The sequence below is a fragment of the Bradyrhizobium sp. WSM3983 genome (genome assembly GCF_000473045.1).
Lineage (GTDB): Bacteria > Pseudomonadota > Alphaproteobacteria > Rhizobiales > Xanthobacteraceae > Bradyrhizobium.
The window spans coordinates 70,988-86,308 of the sequence record NZ_KI421489.1 but is presented as its reverse complement, the minus strand read 5'-3'; the positions used below and the strand labels follow the sequence as shown (position 1 = coordinate 86,308).

The following is a 15,321-nucleotide window of genomic DNA, read 5'->3' as shown; positions in this document are numbered from 1 at the left end:
CATGCGCCCTTTGACAGCGATTTCGGGCGGTCTGTTGCTGGCAGCGTGTTTGCTGGCAACCAGCGCCTCCGCCCAGACCGGCGGCAGCGAAGGGCTTAGCCCGACGCTGTCAGCCATCAAGAGCAGTCACACCGTGCGGCTCGGCTATCGCGAGAGCTCGCCGCCGTTCTCCTTCCTCGACCAGGCCAACCGCCCGATCGGGTACAGCCTCGAATTGTGCGAGGCCATCGTCGAGGAGATCGGCGTCGAGGTCGACGACGCCAATCTGAAGATCGACTACGTCAAGGTTACCTCGGACGACCGCATCGACGCCGTGCTTCAGAACAAGATCGATCTGGAATGCGGCTCGACCACGGCCAATTCCGAGCGCGGCAAACGTGTTGCCTTCTCGCCGCTGATGTTCGTTGCCGGCACCAAGTTGATGGTGCCGAAGGCCTCCAAGGTCCAGTCGCTGACGGACCTGAAGGGCAAGACCATCGTGGTGACGAAGGGCACCACCAACGAGCAGGCGGTCCAGGCGGCCGACAAGAAGTCGTCGCTCGGGTTGAACATCGTCGTCGGCGCCGATCACGAGCAGTCATACCAGATGCTGGTCGACGGCAAGGCCGACGCGTTCGCGACCGACGACATCTTGCTGTCGGGCCTGATCGTGCGCCACAAATCGCAAGACAAATTCCGCGTCACCGGCGACTATCTGTCCTACGATCCCTACGGCATCATGTTCCGCAAGGGCGATCCGCAACTCGCGGCCGTCGTCGACCGCACCTTCCGCAAGCTCGGCTCCAACCATGACCTCGTGCCGCTCTACAACAAATGGTTCATCGCACGCATGCCGACCGGCGAGAAAATGAACGTGCCGATCTCGCTGCAACTGGAAGAAGCGTTTAAAGCGATGGACGATTCGGCGAGCGCGAATAACTAGCGGCGATCTTCTCACCCTCCCCTGGAGGGGGAGGGTCGCTCGCGCGAAGCGCGGGCGGGGTGGGATGATCTCTCCCCACGGGCACTGTTGGATGCGGCGAGACCGTCACTCCACCCCGTCGCACATTTCGCTGCGCTCAACGTGAGCCGACCCTCCCCCTCCAGGGGAGGGTGCAGCGAGTTCGCGGCTACTATTTTCTTCCAAACACCCGGTCCAGCGCCGAGTCATATGTCGCCTGCACCAGTTCCGGATGCAGCTTCGCCAGCGCCTCCATCATCACGCCGGAATTGATCTCCAGCACGCGCCAGGCGCCATCCACGCGCACCACGTCAATTGACGCAAAGACGATTCCGATAGCGCTCGCCGCGCTGGTCGCGAGCTTCACGCACGCCGTGCGGACCTCGCCGTCCTCCAGCAGCACGGGCTTTGCGCCGGCATCGAGATTGTGACGCCAATCCGAGCCGCGCTGCTTGCTGTAGACGACGAAGGGCACCTCATCGAGCAGGATCACGCGGACCTCGTCCTCGATCTCGACATAAGGCGAGATCACCAGCCCTGTGCTCATCGAGAAGACTTCGCCAGCCGCGTGGTCGAGCTCCATCTCCGTCGTCACCCTGAAGACCGATCGTCCTGACGTCCCCTCGTTGGGCTTCACCACCACGCCTTGCGGATTGTCGTGAAGCAGCCCCAGCATGGTCTCTCGCCAGGCGACGCCAACAACCTTCTCGCCCAGCTTCGGGTTGAGGAAGAGGTGATGCGGAATGCAGGGCACGCCCTGAAGCGACAGCGCCTCGGCGGTTGCCGATTTGTCGTTGGCGAGGCGATGCGCGATCGCGCCGTTGAGGCCGATGTCGTAGCCGAAGGCGAAGCGGCGCATCTCGCCACGGCGCATCGCGATCAGCCAGCCGCCGGCGCGGACATCGACGTCGATGCCATGGCGGCCGCCATAGCTCCTGATCGACTGGACGAATATCCGCTCGCCGCTTGCCGCCATGTGTTCAGTCGCTTGTCCTGATCGTTCCTGTCGCCAAAAGCCGCAAAAATGCGGGAAACGGCGCCAAACCGGGGATGAAAGTCAGAGCTATTCTTAATGAAATTCTCGCGAGCTGGATGGAAATTAAGTGCTGCTTTCGCGCCTGAAAGGGAAAAGAAATTGCCCTCTACACGCCTCGAACAGCAGATCCGTTAATGATGTGGCCATTTCCGCCGCAAATGCCGCTTTGACCGGCATCAATTGTATCCGGAACGAGGTTGATTATTGGTCTCAATGGCGTAGATCACACACGCGAAATCCTCCGCCATGGCAATGGTGTCCGCCCGTTTTCAGGGCCGGGCAACGCTTTTGCCCTAAAACCGCAATTATTCGGAATATCGAAAATCATGAGCGCGTTTTACCGAGAGAAGGTTCTTTCCGTCCAGCACTGGACCGACACGCTGTTCAGCTTCCGCGCCACGCGCGACACCGGCTTCCGCTTCCAGAACGGCCAGTTCGCGATGATCGGCCTCGAGGTCGACGGCCGGCCGCTGTTGCGTGCCTACAGCATGGCCAGCGCCAATCACGAGGAAGAGCTCGAGTTCTTCTCGATCAAGGTGCAGGACGGTCCGCTGACCTCGCGCCTGCAGAAGATCAAGGAAGGCGACATCATCCTGGTCGGGCGCAAGGCGACCGGCACGTTGATCACCGACAACCTCATTCCCGGCAAGCGGCTGATGCTGCTCTCGACCGGCACCGGCCTCGCGCCGTTCGCGAGCCTGATCAAGGACCCCGAGGTCTATGACCAGTTCGAGAGCATCGTGCTGGTCCACGGCTGCCGCCAGGTCTCCGAGCTCGCTTACGGCGAGAAGCTCGTCGCGAATTTGCGCGAGGACGAGCTGTTCGGCGAGCTGCTCGCGGACAAGCTGATCTATTATCCGACCGTGACCCGCGAGCCGTTCCGCAATCGCGGCCGCATTACCGACCTCATCAACTCCGGGCAGATCTTCAACGACATCGGCCAGGGCCCGCTCGACATCGCAACCGACCGCGTCATGATGTGCGGCAGCCCGGCGATGCTCGAAGAGCTCAAGGTGATGTTCGAAGGCCGCGATTTCATCGAAGGCTCCGGCAACAAGCCCGGCCATTTCGTGATCGAGAAGGCGTTCGTCGAGCGGTAAGCGCGGTTCGCTGCCACCATCTGCTCTCCCAGCCCAGAGTCCTTTGGTCCCGGGTCTGCGCTTACGCTTGCCCGGGATGGACAGGTCAACTGCGGCCGCTTTCCATCCTTACCTATGCTGCATTGCAGCAGCCCGCCCATCGGGCTGATTGATTTGTCCCGGTCAAATTCGCTAGCCTGAAACAAGCGCCACGTCATATCCGTATGACAGGCGCAGGCGTATCGTATCGCCTCATGCTGGCGAGAGGATGGGAATCGTGGCCGACAACAACATGCAGGAAGCGCCCAACCCCCCATCACCCAAGCGCCTGCCGCTGGCGGAAGAGGGGATGATGGAAACGCTGCTGCTTCCTTTCTCTCCGCGCTTCATCATCCTGACGATCTGCGCGGTCGTCACCGCGCTCCTGATCGGCATCGGCATCGCCGACCGCAAGATCTTCGGCATCCTCCTGATCCCGATTGCGATCTTCGGCGCGCTGACGGTTCTCGGCGTCCGCGATCTCATGCAAAAGGGCCATGCGGTTCTGCGCAACTACCCGATCTCGGCGCACATCCGCTTTCTGCTCGAAGAGATCAGGCCGGAGATGCGGCAGTATTTCTTCGAGAGCGAGAAGGACGGCATGCCGTTCTCGCGCGACATTCGCGCGGTGGTCTATCAGCGCGCCAAGATGCAGCTCGACAAGCGTCCGTTCGGCACCCAGGAGGACGTCTATCGCGAGGGCTATGAGTGGATGCATCACTCGGTGTCGCCGAAAGCGCATGCCGAGCAGAAGTTTCGCGTCACCATCGGGGGGCCGGATTGCGCAAAGCCCTATTCGGCCTCGGTGTTCAACATCTCGGCGATGAGCTTTGGCGCGCTCAGCCCGAACGCGGTGCGGGCGCTCAATGCCGGCGCCAAGAAGGGCGGCTTCGCCCATGACACCGGCGAGGGCGGCTTCAGCCCCTATCACGCCGAGATGGGCGGCGACATCATCTGGGAAATCGGCTCCGGCTATTTCGGATGCCGCCATCTCGACGGCACCTTCGATCCCGATGCGTTCGCGCGGGTCGCGAGCCAGGACCAGATCAAGATGGTCGAGCTGAAGATCAGCCAGGGCGCCAAGCCCGGTCATGGCGGCGTGCTGCCGGCGGCGAAAGTCTCCGAGGAGATCTCCAAGATCCGCGGCGTCTCGATGGGCGAGGACTGCATATCGCCGGCCTCGCACCGCGCCTTCTCCACGCCGACAGGCATGATGCAGTTCATCGCCGAGATGCGAAAGCTCTCCGGTGGCAAGCCGGCCGGCTTCAAGCTCTGCATCGGCCATCCCTGGGAGTTTCTGGCGATCTGCAAGGCGATGCTGGAAACCGGGATCTATCCGGACTTCATCGTCGTCGACGGCAACGAGGGCGGCACCGGTGCCGCGCCGCTGGAGTTCATGGATCACCTGGGCATGCCGATGCGCGAAGGCGTCAATTTCGTCCACAACGCGCTGGTCGGCATCAATGCGCGCGATCGCATCAAGCTCGGTGCGTCCGGCAAGATCGCCACCGCTTTCGACATGGCGCGCGCGATGGCGATCGGCGCCGACTGGTGCAATTCGGCGCGCGGCTTCATGTTCTCGCTCGGCTGCATCCAGTCGCTGAGTTGCCACACCGACCGCTGCCCGACCGGGGTTGCGACCCAGGACCCGACGCGGGCGCGCGCGCTGTATGTGCCGCTCAAGATCGACCGCGTGCACAATTATCACCACGCGACGTTGCACTCGCTGACCGAGTTGATCGCCGCGGCGGGCCTCGAGCATCCGCAGCAACTGCGCCCGATCCACTTCAGCCAGCGGACATCGACGACTCATGTGCAATCCTTCGCTCAGCTCTATCCGCCGCTGCGCCGGGGCGAGCTGCTCGAAGGCACGGAAGACCCTCGGTTTCGCGACGCCTGGCGGATGGCGCGGACGGATTCGTTTCAGCCGGCGCTGTGAGCGCCCGGCCCACCGGATGATCCGCCTGCTCCTGCGGCGGCGCGAAATTTGTGAAGGGTAGGGTAGCGCTTTAACGTCTGTGTCAGCTTTGGGTGTAAATTGGCCCCATGGATGAACGGCGTGACAAAACTAGGCATCGTGTATTGAAAGCCGGAACCATCAAGTTCGGCGGCGGCGCGATCGACTGCACCGTCCGCAATTTTTCGGACATCGGCGCGGCGCTGGATGTCACCAGCCCGGTCGGAATTCCCGAGCACTTCACCCTGTCCGTCAAGGCCGACGGAGCGCATCTGCCCTGCACCGTGGTGTGGCGCAAGGAAAAGCGGATCGGGGTGCGGTTCGGGTGAGGGTTTGGCGCGAGCTCGCGCAACAGATTCGGCGTCGTCCCGGCGAAGGCCGGGACCCATACCGCGTGATTTATCGAGCATGCGCAGGCAGCAGTACCGCGCAACTACCAGACTTCGCAAAATTCAATTTTGTGGTTATGGGTCCCGGCCTTCGCCGGGACGACGAGTGGAGCTTGATGCGCCGTCCTGCGTTCTAGCACATCACCGTTCGCTCACCCCGTCACGACTTCACCGAGCCGGCTCGCCAAAATCTTGTCGATCCTCCTGCCGTCGAGATCGACCACCTCGATGTGCCAGCCGGCGAAGTCGAAGGCGTCGCCGACATTGGGCAGCACTGTGAATTGCTGCAGCACGAGGCCTGCCACCGTGTTGTAGCGGTGATGCGGCGGCAGCTCGACGCTGAGAAGCTCGCCGAACTCGTCGACGGGCATCCAGCCTGAGACGAGGAGTGTGTCGTCCGCGCGTCTGACATAGGCCGGCTCCGGCGGGCCTTCTTCGGAATGGAAGGCGCCGACGATCGACTCGAGGATGTCGGCCGTCGTCACCACGCCCTCGAAGGCGCCGTATTCGTCATAGACAAGGCCGACATGAACCGGAGCAGCTTTCAGGATCGCCAGCACATCGCGGGCGTCTGCTGACGCGGGAATCCCCGGCGCCTCGCGAACAAGCGCGCGCAGATCCGGCGTGCGTTCGTTCATGTAGGCGACCAGCAGGTCCTTGGCCTGAAGCACGCCGATCGGCTTGTCGCGATCGCCGTCCGAGACAGGAAAGCGCGAATGCGGGCTCTTTGCGATGGTCGCTTGAATGGTCTCCGGTGGATCGCGCAGGTCGATCTCGTTGACCTCCGTACGCGGCGTCATGATCGCGCCGACCGGCCGGTCGCCGAGCCGCATCACGCCCGCGATCATCTCCTTTTCGCCCGACTCCAGCACGCCCGCGCTCTCGGCTTCGCTGACGAGATGATGGATCTCGTCCTCCGACACCTTCTCCTCGGCCTTGCCGCCGCGGCCGAGCAGCGTGAGGATCAGCTTGCCCGAGACGTCGAGCAGGAAGACGAGCGGCAGCGAGACCTTCGCAAGCACGTCCATCGCCGGCGCGACCTTGACCGCGATGCTTTCAGGGTCGCGCAGCGCCACCTGCTTCGGCACCAGCTCGCCGACGATCAGGGTCGCATAGGTGATGAGCGTGACGACGATGCCGACGCCGACGATGTCGGCGACACCCGACGACAGGCCGAGCTCCATCAGCCATTGCGTCAGCCGCTGCCCAAGCGTCGCGCCCGAGAACGCACCCGAGAGCACGCCGACCAGCGTGATGCCGATCTGCACCGTCGACAGGAATTTTCCGGGGTCGGCCGCAAGCCGCAGCGCGCGCTCGGCACCGCGCACGCCCTTGGCGGCGAGCAGCGACAGCCTGGCGGGGCGGGACGAGACCACGGCGAGCTCCGACATGGAGAGCAGACCGTTGATGACGATCAGGACGACGACGATGAGAAGTTCGACGGACAGCATTTTGCGCAATGAAATGGAGAATCGGGTCCGGCGGACGCCGGCCCGAGTGCACCATATATGAACTCGACACGCGATTTGCCGGTTCCGCCCAAATTGTCGCACCGGGCTGGAACTGGGCTTGAGGCTCAGAACTCGGCGTGCAGACGGCCGGAAACAATCGAGACCGGACCGCGGTCCGCGTTGTAGGCGGGATTGACCACGAGCTGATAGTCGGCGGTCAGCGTCACGCCCTTGATCACCGAATAGGCGTAGTAGGCCTCGAGAATGCGTTCGGTGCGATAGTTGAGCTGGCCGTCGCCGATCAGCAGACCCGTGCCGCCGGCGGCGAGGAAGTCGCGATGCGCGGCCGACAGGCCGTTGATGGCGCCGCCGATGCCGACCGTGTCGTCCGCACGTCCCCAGCGGCTGCCCTTGATCGACAGGCCGCCCGACAGGCAGCGGTCGATGTCGGTGAAGGAGAGGATCTGGTTCTGGCCGTCGTTCCAGCTGGCGCGGACGAACAGTCCGACGTCGTTGACGAGCTGCTGCTCGAGATTGACGTAGAAGCCGTATTTGGAGCGGTCGCGCCGGTTCGCAACCGCGATGTCGTTGATGTCCAGCGCGGGATTGGCCGCGGCCAGCGCCACCACGTCGCGATAGTTCGCGGTATTGCCGCTGTTGGCGAAGACGCCGACACGCAGCTTGCCGGGCTGCTCGAAGATCGAATGGCGCTCCTCGAACTCGACGACCGCGCCGCCCGTCTTGTAGACCAGCGTATCACTGTTGGGTGCATCGGGGACCTGGAACAGTCCGCCGCGGACGGCCCAGTCCTTGCGATTGAGCTCGACCACGGCACCGCGCGTATAGCCGGGCAGGTCGGCGGGAAAATCATAGGCGGCCGAGGCCCACATCGCCCAGTTCATGAAGTCCGCGCGCGGATCCTTGGCGTAGGAATTGCCGTCGAAGAAATCGCCCACGGCGAAGCGGCCAACGATCAGCGTGACGCGGTCGATATCGCGCTTGCCGGCCAGCTGGTTCGGAGCGTCGGGAACTTCTTCCTGCTCGCCGCCAAGACCAAAAGTCTGCTTGAAGTAGTAGCGCTGCGCGCGGATTTTCGGGAACGCCGCGCCGGCCTTCTGCGCCTCGCCGTTGGGGAAACCGGCGAGCCCGAGCGTGCCATTGATGCCAAAACCCTGCGCCAGCTCGGGATTGAAATAGAACTCGCCGCCGTCCCACAAACGCGCACCCAGGAAAGCCGTCGTGGTCCATGTCGCCTGAAACTGGCCACTGCCCGGCAGGCTTTGAGGAGTGGCATAGGGCGAGTGGATCGGCCCGTAGCCCTGCGGCAGCACGGTCGTCTGCGCGTGAACGTTCCAGTCGCTGGACTCCGGCAACTTCGTCTTGCCGTTGATGGGCGCCATCCAGGGCGTATCGCCAAACTGGTAGTTCAGGCCGAGCTTGAACAGGTGAGCGCGCGGTTCGACATCGACATTGCCGAGGCCAAAGCCGCTGAGATCGTAGGTTCGCCGCGACAGCGCGACGTAATCGTACTCGGCCTTCGCGGTCCAATTGCCGCTGACAGCGAATTCAAGGCCGAGGCCTGCGGTCCACCCGGTCTGATACTTTCCGACCGGAAATAGCTCGGAGACTCCGTCGGCATCGTTGACGTTGATATGCGTGTGGCCCCAGGTGAAGCCGCCGGTGACGAAGGGCATGAAGCGGTCGAAGGCATAACCGATGCGGCCGCGCACGGTGCCGACATAGTCGAGTGTGGTGTTGAACGGAGTCGGCGATCGTTCATGCGCGACGATATCGCGCGTGCCGGTGAACGTGGAGTCCGCCTCGATTCCAAGCACGATTCGGTTGGCGAGCTGGCGGTTGTAGCCGAGCTGATAGCCCCCGCTGAGCCCGGTTGCGCTGTGGGGCAGGACGACGCCTTGCTCGGGCAACGGATTGGTGCCGGGTCCGAAGCTCGCGTCGCCGTAGCCGAAGTGGCCGCCGACATAGAAGCCGGTCCACTCGTAGACTGTTTTCGCAGTGCGCGCCTTCAGTGGCAGGTCGGCAGCGAAGCTGGCACCCGGAAACACGAGCACGCCCGAGACGAGCGCCGTGGCCCTCCGCAAATACCGATGTCGGTGACCTCTCAACGTCAAAACCTACGCCCCCAGACGCGACTGTGCCCCAACCGCTGCCGACATCCCTGCCGATTCGCGGTGCTCTTGTCATCAGAGTCTTGGCTGTTCATGCGACCGGACGAGACGAGCTCGTTTCGATGCGTTTCACCCCAAGGTCTTGCCAAGCCCCTGCGCTTGTTGCGAACCTTATTGCTAATAAGTCGCAATAGCAACTAGTGCAGAGTGTCGCAGTGGTTGGTTCGCACCGTTATGTGACGCGACTGCAACAAAGTCCCGGTCTTCAAAAAGGATGACCCCGCCCGGGGGGACAGCCGGGCGGGGTCGGGGGCACGACACGGGGTGGATGAGGCGCCCGTGTCGGACGCAGGATCCACGTAAGATCGGCCTCAGAGCCTTAAATCAGTAGCAAGTACGAACGTTGCCGACGAACTGGCCGTAAGCGTTGTACTGGGCGACCCAGCCGCAGCGGTGATAGCCGTTGTAATAGGGCTGGTTGCCGGCAGCGATCGCGGTGCTGACGATGGCGGCGGTGGCGATGCCAGCGCCGACACCCCAGCCCCAGCCGAGCGGCTTGGCTTGAGCCGTCGACGTGGTGGACGCGACGCCGGCGGTGACGGTGAGGGCAGCGAGAGCGACGGCGGCAATCTTGGTCTTGATCGACATGTGAAACTCCATCCGGGTTGAGGCGGTCCGTTGTGGTCCGCGTGCCCAATTGGACGGAGACTTGCCGGAACCGGTTCGAAAGCGCCTCAGGCGGCCTGGGAATCTAGCGCTTTCCCGAATGATTTCAGATAGATGTGAGCTAGCCGAGGGGGCCTTTGGCGAGCCTGTTCACGTCGAAGTTATCGACTTCAGTCAGCAGTTCACAGAAGGCGCGCGCGCCCTGGTCGATGAGCTGCTCGCCCTTCTCGGCTACGGCCAACGTCGCGTCACCGACGGCGCCGCTAACGTTGAGATCCTGCGCCTGCCAGGCAAAAGGCGCGGGCCGCTGCGTCGAGAGCCAGCGATATTGTTTCTCCATCGCGACGCTGCTCGCGGGGAAATCCGCGATCGCATTGGCGCGCACCTGGTCGGGATAGCGCGCCAGCATGATCGAGGTCTCGACCGCGCCACCATGAATGCCGTGGCGCACTTCATCGGCCGGGAACAGTTTTTTCGCGCCAGACAGGCGCGACCATGACGTCGTCACCACAAATAGTTTTTGATGCGCGCGAAGATCCTGGGCGATTAGCATCATGGCCGCGCTGTTGCCACCATGGCTGGTGATGATGACGAGCTTTTTCATGCCGCGTCGCGCGACGTCCTCGCCGATCGCTGTCCAGCGCTTCAGCGCCACCTCGGTCGGTAGCGTCTGCGTGCCCGGATAGTCGATATGCTCGGTGGAAATGCCGATGGGTTCGACCGGCAGGAACGTCGCGGGAATGGTCGCGGGCAGCACCTCCTGCACGCGCGCAAGATAGGCGTCTGCGATCAGCACGTCGGTCTCGAGCGGCAGATGCGGGCCGTGCTGCTCGGTCGCCGCCAGCGGCAGCACCGCGATCCAGCGCGATACGTCCGCGGGAGCGGCATCGGCCCAGCGGATCTCGGTCCAGTCGCGCGAAGGCGTCATCAAGGTTTCTTTGCCCGAATTTGTCACGTAGTTTGGTGCGATGAAGGGGACGCGGGCCTGGCCGGTTCGCGTCCCCGAATGTCTTGCGGTTTTATCGCGTTGTTTTCATATCGGCCAGACTCGATCGACGGAGTGCATCATGAGCCCTTCCCATCTGCGGCGAGCGTTAACGATCGGCCTGCTGGCCGCGGTCGTGTCGATCCTGCCGGCGCGCGCGGAAACCCTGGACAAGGTCACCTTCGGCACCAACTGGGTCGCCGAGGCCGAGCATGGCGGCTTCTTCCAGGCGGTCGCCGACGGCACTTACAAGAAATATGGGCTCGACGTCACCATCGTTCCGGGCGGGCCCAACGAGAACAACCGGATGCTGCTGATCGCCGGCAAGATCGATTTCTTCATGGCCGCGAACACCCTGATGTCGTTCGACGCGGTCGCCAACAACGTTCCCGTCGTGACCATCGCCGCGATCTTCCAGAAGGACCCGCAGGTGTTGCTGACGCAGCCGGATGCGAAGGTCAGCAAGATCGAGGATCTCAAGCCGCTGACGCTGTTCGTCTCCAAGGAGGGCATGGGAAGCTACTTCCAGTGGCTGAAGTCCGAATATGGTTTCAGCGAGAAGAACGTCCGGCCGTATAATTTCAATCCGCAGCCCTTCATCGCCAACCCCAAGAGCGCGATGCAGGGCTATCTGACCTCCGAGCCTTTCGCGGTCGAGAAGGCGGCGGGCTTCAAGCCCAACGTCATCCTGCTCGCCGATGCCGGCTTCAACACCTATTCGACCCTGATCGAGACCCGCCGCGACCTGGTCGAGAAGAAGGCGGATCTGGTGCAGCGCTTCGTCGATGCCTCCATGATCGGCTGGTACAATTACATCTACGGCGACAATTCCGCCGGCAATGCCATGATCAAGACGCTCAATCCGGAGATGACCGACGAGCTGCTCGCCTATTCCGTCTCCAAGATGAAGGAATACGGCATCGTCGATTCCGGCGACAGCCTGAAGAACGGCATCGGCGCGATGAGCGACGATCGCTACACCTCATTCTTCAACAAGATGGTGAAGGCCGGCGTCGTGAAGGGCGATCTCGACTTCCGCAAGTCCTACACGCTGCGCTTCGTCAACAAGGGCGTCGGTGTCGAGCTGCGCCCCGCCAAGCCGTAACCGTATGCTTGAGTTAGACCACCATGCCGCGGCGCAGTTCACCTCTCCCGTAGGGAGAGATCGGATCGCATCGACAGATGCGATCCGGGTGAGGGGATGTGTACCCTCGTGGGACCTGAGCCCCCTCACCCGCGCCTTCGGCGCGACCTCTCCCCGGTGGGGAGAGGTGCAGGTTGCAGCTCGGTCCCCCCACATCACAGCCACCGATCGATGGTAGAGAGCAAAACTTCGCCCACGGTCGAGGCCAGCCTGACGGCTCTCGCCGTCAGCCTGCGCGGCGTAACGAAGACCTATGACAATGGCGTTATGGCGCTCGGTCCGCTCGACCTTGCGGTCCGCAAAGGCGAGTTCATCTCGCTGCTCGGTCCGTCCGGCTGCGGCAAGTCGACGGCGCTGAGACTGATTGCGGGGCTCAGCGCAGTGTCATCCGGCACAGTGCGAATGTCACGTCATGGAGGCCCGGCGCAAAGCGGCCATGGCATCGGCTTCGTGTTCCAGGAGCCGACCCTGATGCCCTGGACCAATGTGCGCGAAAACGTGCGGCTGCCCCTGAAGCTCGGCGGCGTCCCGAAGGCCGAAGGGCGGGCGCGGGCCGATGCAGCGCTGGCGAGCGTGGGGCTTGCCGATTTCGCCGACGCCTTTCCACGCGAATTGTCTGGCGGGATGAAGATGCGGGTGTCGCTCGCGCGCGCGCTCGTCACCGACCCTGATATCCTCCTGATGGATGAGCCGTTCGCGGCGCTCGACGAGATCACGCGCTTTCGCCTCAACAACGATCTGCTCGCGCTGTGGCGCAGCCTTCGCAAGACTGTCATCTTCGTCACCCATTCGGTGTTCGAATCCGTCTATCTATCGCAGCGCGTCGTGGTCATGACGGCGCGGCCCGGCCGCATCCAGGCGGATATCCGCATCGAGACTGTCGAGCCGCGTGGCGAGGAGTTTCGTACCTCGGCCGCTTACTCCGATTATTGCAGGAAAGTGTCGGCCGCGCTGGCGCCGTCCTATTCGGGACAGTCGATGCTATGAACGCGCAAGCCCCCGTCACCGCAAAGCCGTCAGCTGCGCAAAGCGCGGTGCGCTTCGTGCTGCCCGTCGTCGTGTTCGCGGCCGGCCTTGCCGCCTGGGAGCTCGTTGTCCGCATCCGGGAGATCCCGCCTTACGTGCTGCCGGCGCCGTCGGTGATTTTTCTGACGCTGATCAAGGACTGGGCGGTGCTGTCACAATCGCTCGCGACCACGCTTCTGACGACGCTGGAAGGTTTTATCGCGGCCAGCATCGGCGGCATCGCGCTGGCGCTGCTGTTCAATCAGTCGAAATGGGTGGAATATTCGCTGTTTCCCTATGCCGTCGTGCTGCAGGTGACGCCGGTGATCGCGATCGCGCCGCTTCTCCTGATCTATCTGGAACAGCAGACCGCGGTCGTCGTCTGCGCCTTCATCGTCGCCTTTTTCCCGGTGCTGTCCAACACCACGCTCGGGCTGAATTCGGTCGACCGCAACCTCGCTGGCCTGTTCCAGCTCTACGGCGCCTCGCCGCCGCAAACCCTGCGCTTCCTGAAGCTGCCGGCGGCGCTGCCCTATATTCTCGGCGGCCTCCGCATCGCCGGCGGCCTGTCGCTGATCGGCGCGGTCGTGGCCGAGATCGCGGCGGGAACGGCAGGCGCCGGCTCCGGGCTCGCCTACCGGATCGCGGAATCCGGCTATCGATTGAACATACCCCGCATGTTCGCAGCGCTGCTTTTGTTGTCGCTGGCCGGGATTGTCATCTATGGGGTGCTGGCGCTAGTTTCCCACCTCGTTTTACGGCGCTGGCATGAAAGCGCGCTTGGAAAGGAAAACTGATGTCTACCGGTTCGATTTCGTCCGACAAGATCGACCTTCTGATCTATGGGCCGGTGCGGCCGATCCTCGAGAACGGGTTTTCCGATCATTTCGTCGTGCACAAGGCCGAGACGCGAGGCGACCTCGAACGCCTGACGCCAGCGGTCCGCGAAAAGATCCGCGGCGTCGCCGTGACCTATCACACGGTCCGCGCCGACAAGGATTCGCTGTCGCAGCTGCCCAAGATCGAGATGGTGGCAAGCTTCGGGGTCGGCTACGACCACATCGATGCCAAATACGCGGCCGAGCACAACATCATCGTCACCAACACGCCTGATGTGCTGACCGAGGAGGTCGCCGACGTCGCGATGGGCCTGCTGATTTCGACCGTGCGCGAATTCATCAAGGCCGATCGCTACGTTCGCTCCGGTCTCTGGCAGACGCAGAACTATCCGCTCAGCGTCGGCTCGCTGCGCGACCGCAAGGTCGGCATCGTCGGCATGGGCCGGATCGGCCAGGCCATTGCGCGCCGGCTCGATGCCTCGCTGGTGCCGGTGGTCTATCACTCCCGCAATCCGTCCAAGGACGTCTCCTACAAGCACTATCCTGACCTGATCGAGATGGCGAAGGCGGTGGACACGCTGATGGTGATCGTGCCGGGCGGCGCCTCGACCAACAAGATGATCAATGCCGAGGTGTTCAAGGCGCTAGGCCCGCGCGGCGTGCTGGTCAATGTGGCGCGCGGCTCGGTGGTCGACGAGCCGGCGCTGGTCCAGGCGCTGAAATCAGGCACCATCCTCGCCGCCGGTCTCGACGTGTTCGCGGCCGAGCCCACTGTGCCGGACGAGCTCAAGACCATGCAGAACGTGGTGCTGCTGCCGCATATCGGCTCGGCCTCCGTGGTGACGCGTAACGCCATGGACCAGCTCGTGGTCGACAACCTCAAATCCTGGTTCGCCGGCAAGGCGCCGCTGACGCCGGTTGCGGAAACGCCGTTCAAGGGGCGCTGATGATCGCTCTTCGGGTCGTTGCATTGCTGATCGTGGCCACTGTCGCTGCGATCGGCGCTGCGCGCGCGCAGGATGCGACGACCCTCAAGAAGGAAATGCTCGGGCAGTGGGAGCTCTCGACCACCGAGCGCAGCAAGACCTGCGTCGTCACGATCAAGGGCGATCCCGTGGCGCAGGGTTTCAAGCTGGAGCTGGAGCCGGCCTGCAAGACCGCGCTGCCCTTCACCAAGGATATCGTGGCCTGGAGCATCAAAGGTCTCGACATCGTCCGCTTGCAGGATGCGACCGGTGAATCCGTGATCGACTTCACCGAGGTCGAGGCCGGCATCTTCGAAGGCCTGCGGCAGGGCGAGGGCGTCTACATCCTGCAGGACCTCGCCGCCGCCCGCTCGATGGCCAAGTCAATGGACCAGATGATCGGCGACTGGGCGATGGTGCGCGGCAACGGCCAGCCGATCTGCGGATTGACGCTGACCAATACGGAAGCCGAGCAGGACAATTTCCAGGTCTTCCTCAAGCCGAAATGCGATGCGGCCATCGCCCAGTTCAACCCGACGCAATGGCGGCTCGAGCGCGGCCAGATCCTCCTGATGTCGAAATCGGGCGACGTCTGGCAGTTCGAGGCCGACGACAACGCGCAATGGCGGCGGGTTCCCGATACGGCCGATCCCCTGATCATGCTGCGCCAATAGGCGCGGATTAGGCCTCTTAATTC

The 15,321-nt window shown here is 63.2% G+C and carries 14 protein-coding genes; 9 read left to right on the top strand and 5 right to left on the bottom strand.

Features of this window, described 5'->3' with window-relative positions:
• The first annotated feature begins 1 nt into the window (after position 1).
• The gene (locus tag YUA_RS0141160; RefSeq protein ID WP_027535844.1) at positions 2–922 is read left to right on the top strand and encodes an amino acid ABC transporter substrate-binding protein; all 921 of its coding nucleotides are present in this window, start codon (positions 2–4) and stop codon (positions 920–922) included.
• A gap of 190 nt (positions 923–1,112) precedes the next feature.
• On the opposite strand, the gene YUA_RS0141155 is transcribed toward YUA_RS0141160, so the two are convergent.
• The gene (locus YUA_RS0141155; RefSeq protein WP_027535843.1) at positions 1,113–1,916 is read right to left on the bottom strand and encodes a RimK family alpha-L-glutamate ligase; all 804 of its coding nucleotides are present in this window, start codon (positions 1,914–1,916) and stop codon (positions 1,113–1,115) included.
• A 386-nt stretch (positions 1,917–2,302) separates the two neighbouring features.
• Here YUA_RS0141155 and YUA_RS0141150 point away from each other — a divergent pair, with 386 nt between their 5' ends.
• From YUA_RS0141150 to YUA_RS0141140, 3 genes are all read left to right on the top strand, one after another.
• Positions 2,303–3,076: a ferredoxin--NADP reductase gene (locus YUA_RS0141150; protein WP_027535842.1), complete on the top strand. Its 774-nt coding sequence runs from the start codon at positions 2,303–2,305 to the stop codon at positions 3,074–3,076.
• A gap of 271 nt (positions 3,077–3,347) precedes the next feature.
• Complete coding sequence (locus YUA_RS0141145; protein ID WP_198029601.1) at positions 3,348–5,033, top strand: FMN-binding glutamate synthase family protein; 1,686 nt, start codon at positions 3,348–3,350, stop codon at positions 5,031–5,033.
• 107 nt (positions 5,034–5,140) lie between these two features.
• On the top strand, positions 5,141–5,380 hold the full coding sequence (locus YUA_RS0141140; protein ID WP_027535840.1) for a PilZ domain-containing protein: 240 nt from the start codon (positions 5,141–5,143) through the stop codon (positions 5,378–5,380).
• A 212-nt stretch (positions 5,381–5,592) separates the two neighbouring features.
• On the opposite strand, the gene YUA_RS0141135 is transcribed toward YUA_RS0141140, so the two are convergent.
• From YUA_RS0141135 to YUA_RS0141120, 4 genes are all read right to left on the bottom strand, one after another.
• Positions 5,593–6,891 carry a hemolysin family protein gene (locus tag YUA_RS0141135; RefSeq protein WP_027535839.1) on the bottom strand — a complete coding sequence of 433 codons (1,299 nt, stop codon included), beginning with the start codon at positions 6,889–6,891 and terminating at the stop codon, positions 5,593–5,595.
• Between the two features lie 125 nt (positions 6,892–7,016).
• Positions 7,017–8,993: a carbohydrate porin gene (locus tag YUA_RS0141130; RefSeq protein ID WP_027535838.1), complete on the bottom strand. Its 1,977-nt coding sequence runs from the start codon at positions 8,991–8,993 to the stop codon at positions 7,017–7,019.
• Positions 8,994–9,404: 411 nt separating this feature from the next.
• Complete coding sequence (locus YUA_RS0141125; protein WP_027535837.1) at positions 9,405–9,668, bottom strand: hypothetical protein; 264 nt, start codon at positions 9,666–9,668, stop codon at positions 9,405–9,407.
• A 139-nt stretch (positions 9,669–9,807) separates the two neighbouring features.
• Positions 9,808–10,614, bottom strand: coding sequence for a creatininase family protein (locus tag YUA_RS0141120; RefSeq protein ID WP_027535836.1), 807 nt, complete (start codon positions 10,612–10,614; stop codon positions 9,808–9,810).
• Positions 10,615–10,753: 139 nt separating this feature from the next.
• On the opposite strand from YUA_RS0141120, the gene YUA_RS0141115 reads away from it, so the two are divergent.
• The 5 genes from YUA_RS0141115 to YUA_RS0141095 all read left to right on the top strand — a co-directional run bounded on the left by YUA_RS0141115 (position 10,754) and on the right by YUA_RS0141095 (position 15,298).
• Positions 10,754–11,776 carry an ABC transporter substrate-binding protein gene (locus YUA_RS0141115; RefSeq protein ID WP_027535835.1) on the top strand — a complete coding sequence of 341 codons (1,023 nt, stop codon included), beginning with the start codon at positions 10,754–10,756 and terminating at the stop codon, positions 11,774–11,776.
• 210 nt (positions 11,777–11,986) lie between these two features.
• Positions 11,987–12,802 carry an ABC transporter ATP-binding protein gene (locus YUA_RS0141110; RefSeq protein WP_027535834.1) on the top strand — a complete coding sequence of 272 codons (816 nt, stop codon included), beginning with the start codon at positions 11,987–11,989 and terminating at the stop codon, positions 12,800–12,802.
• A complete protein-coding gene (locus tag YUA_RS0141105; protein WP_027535833.1) occupies positions 12,799–13,617 on the top strand; it encodes an ABC transporter permease in 819 nt (272 codons plus the stop codon). The genes YUA_RS0141110 and YUA_RS0141105 overlap by 4 nt, the downstream gene beginning before the upstream one ends.
• On the top strand, positions 13,617–14,606 hold the full coding sequence (locus YUA_RS0141100) for a 2-hydroxyacid dehydrogenase (protein WP_027535832.1): 990 nt from the start codon (positions 13,617–13,619) through the stop codon (positions 14,604–14,606). The genes YUA_RS0141105 and YUA_RS0141100 overlap by 1 nt, the downstream gene beginning before the upstream one ends.
• Entirely contained in the window at positions 14,606–15,298 is a 693-nt protein-coding gene (locus tag YUA_RS0141095) for an AprI/Inh family metalloprotease inhibitor (RefSeq protein ID WP_027535831.1), read from the top strand. Before YUA_RS0141100 ends, YUA_RS0141095 begins: the two co-directional genes overlap by 1 nt.
• The last annotated feature ends 23 nt before the right edge of the window (positions 15,299–15,321 follow it).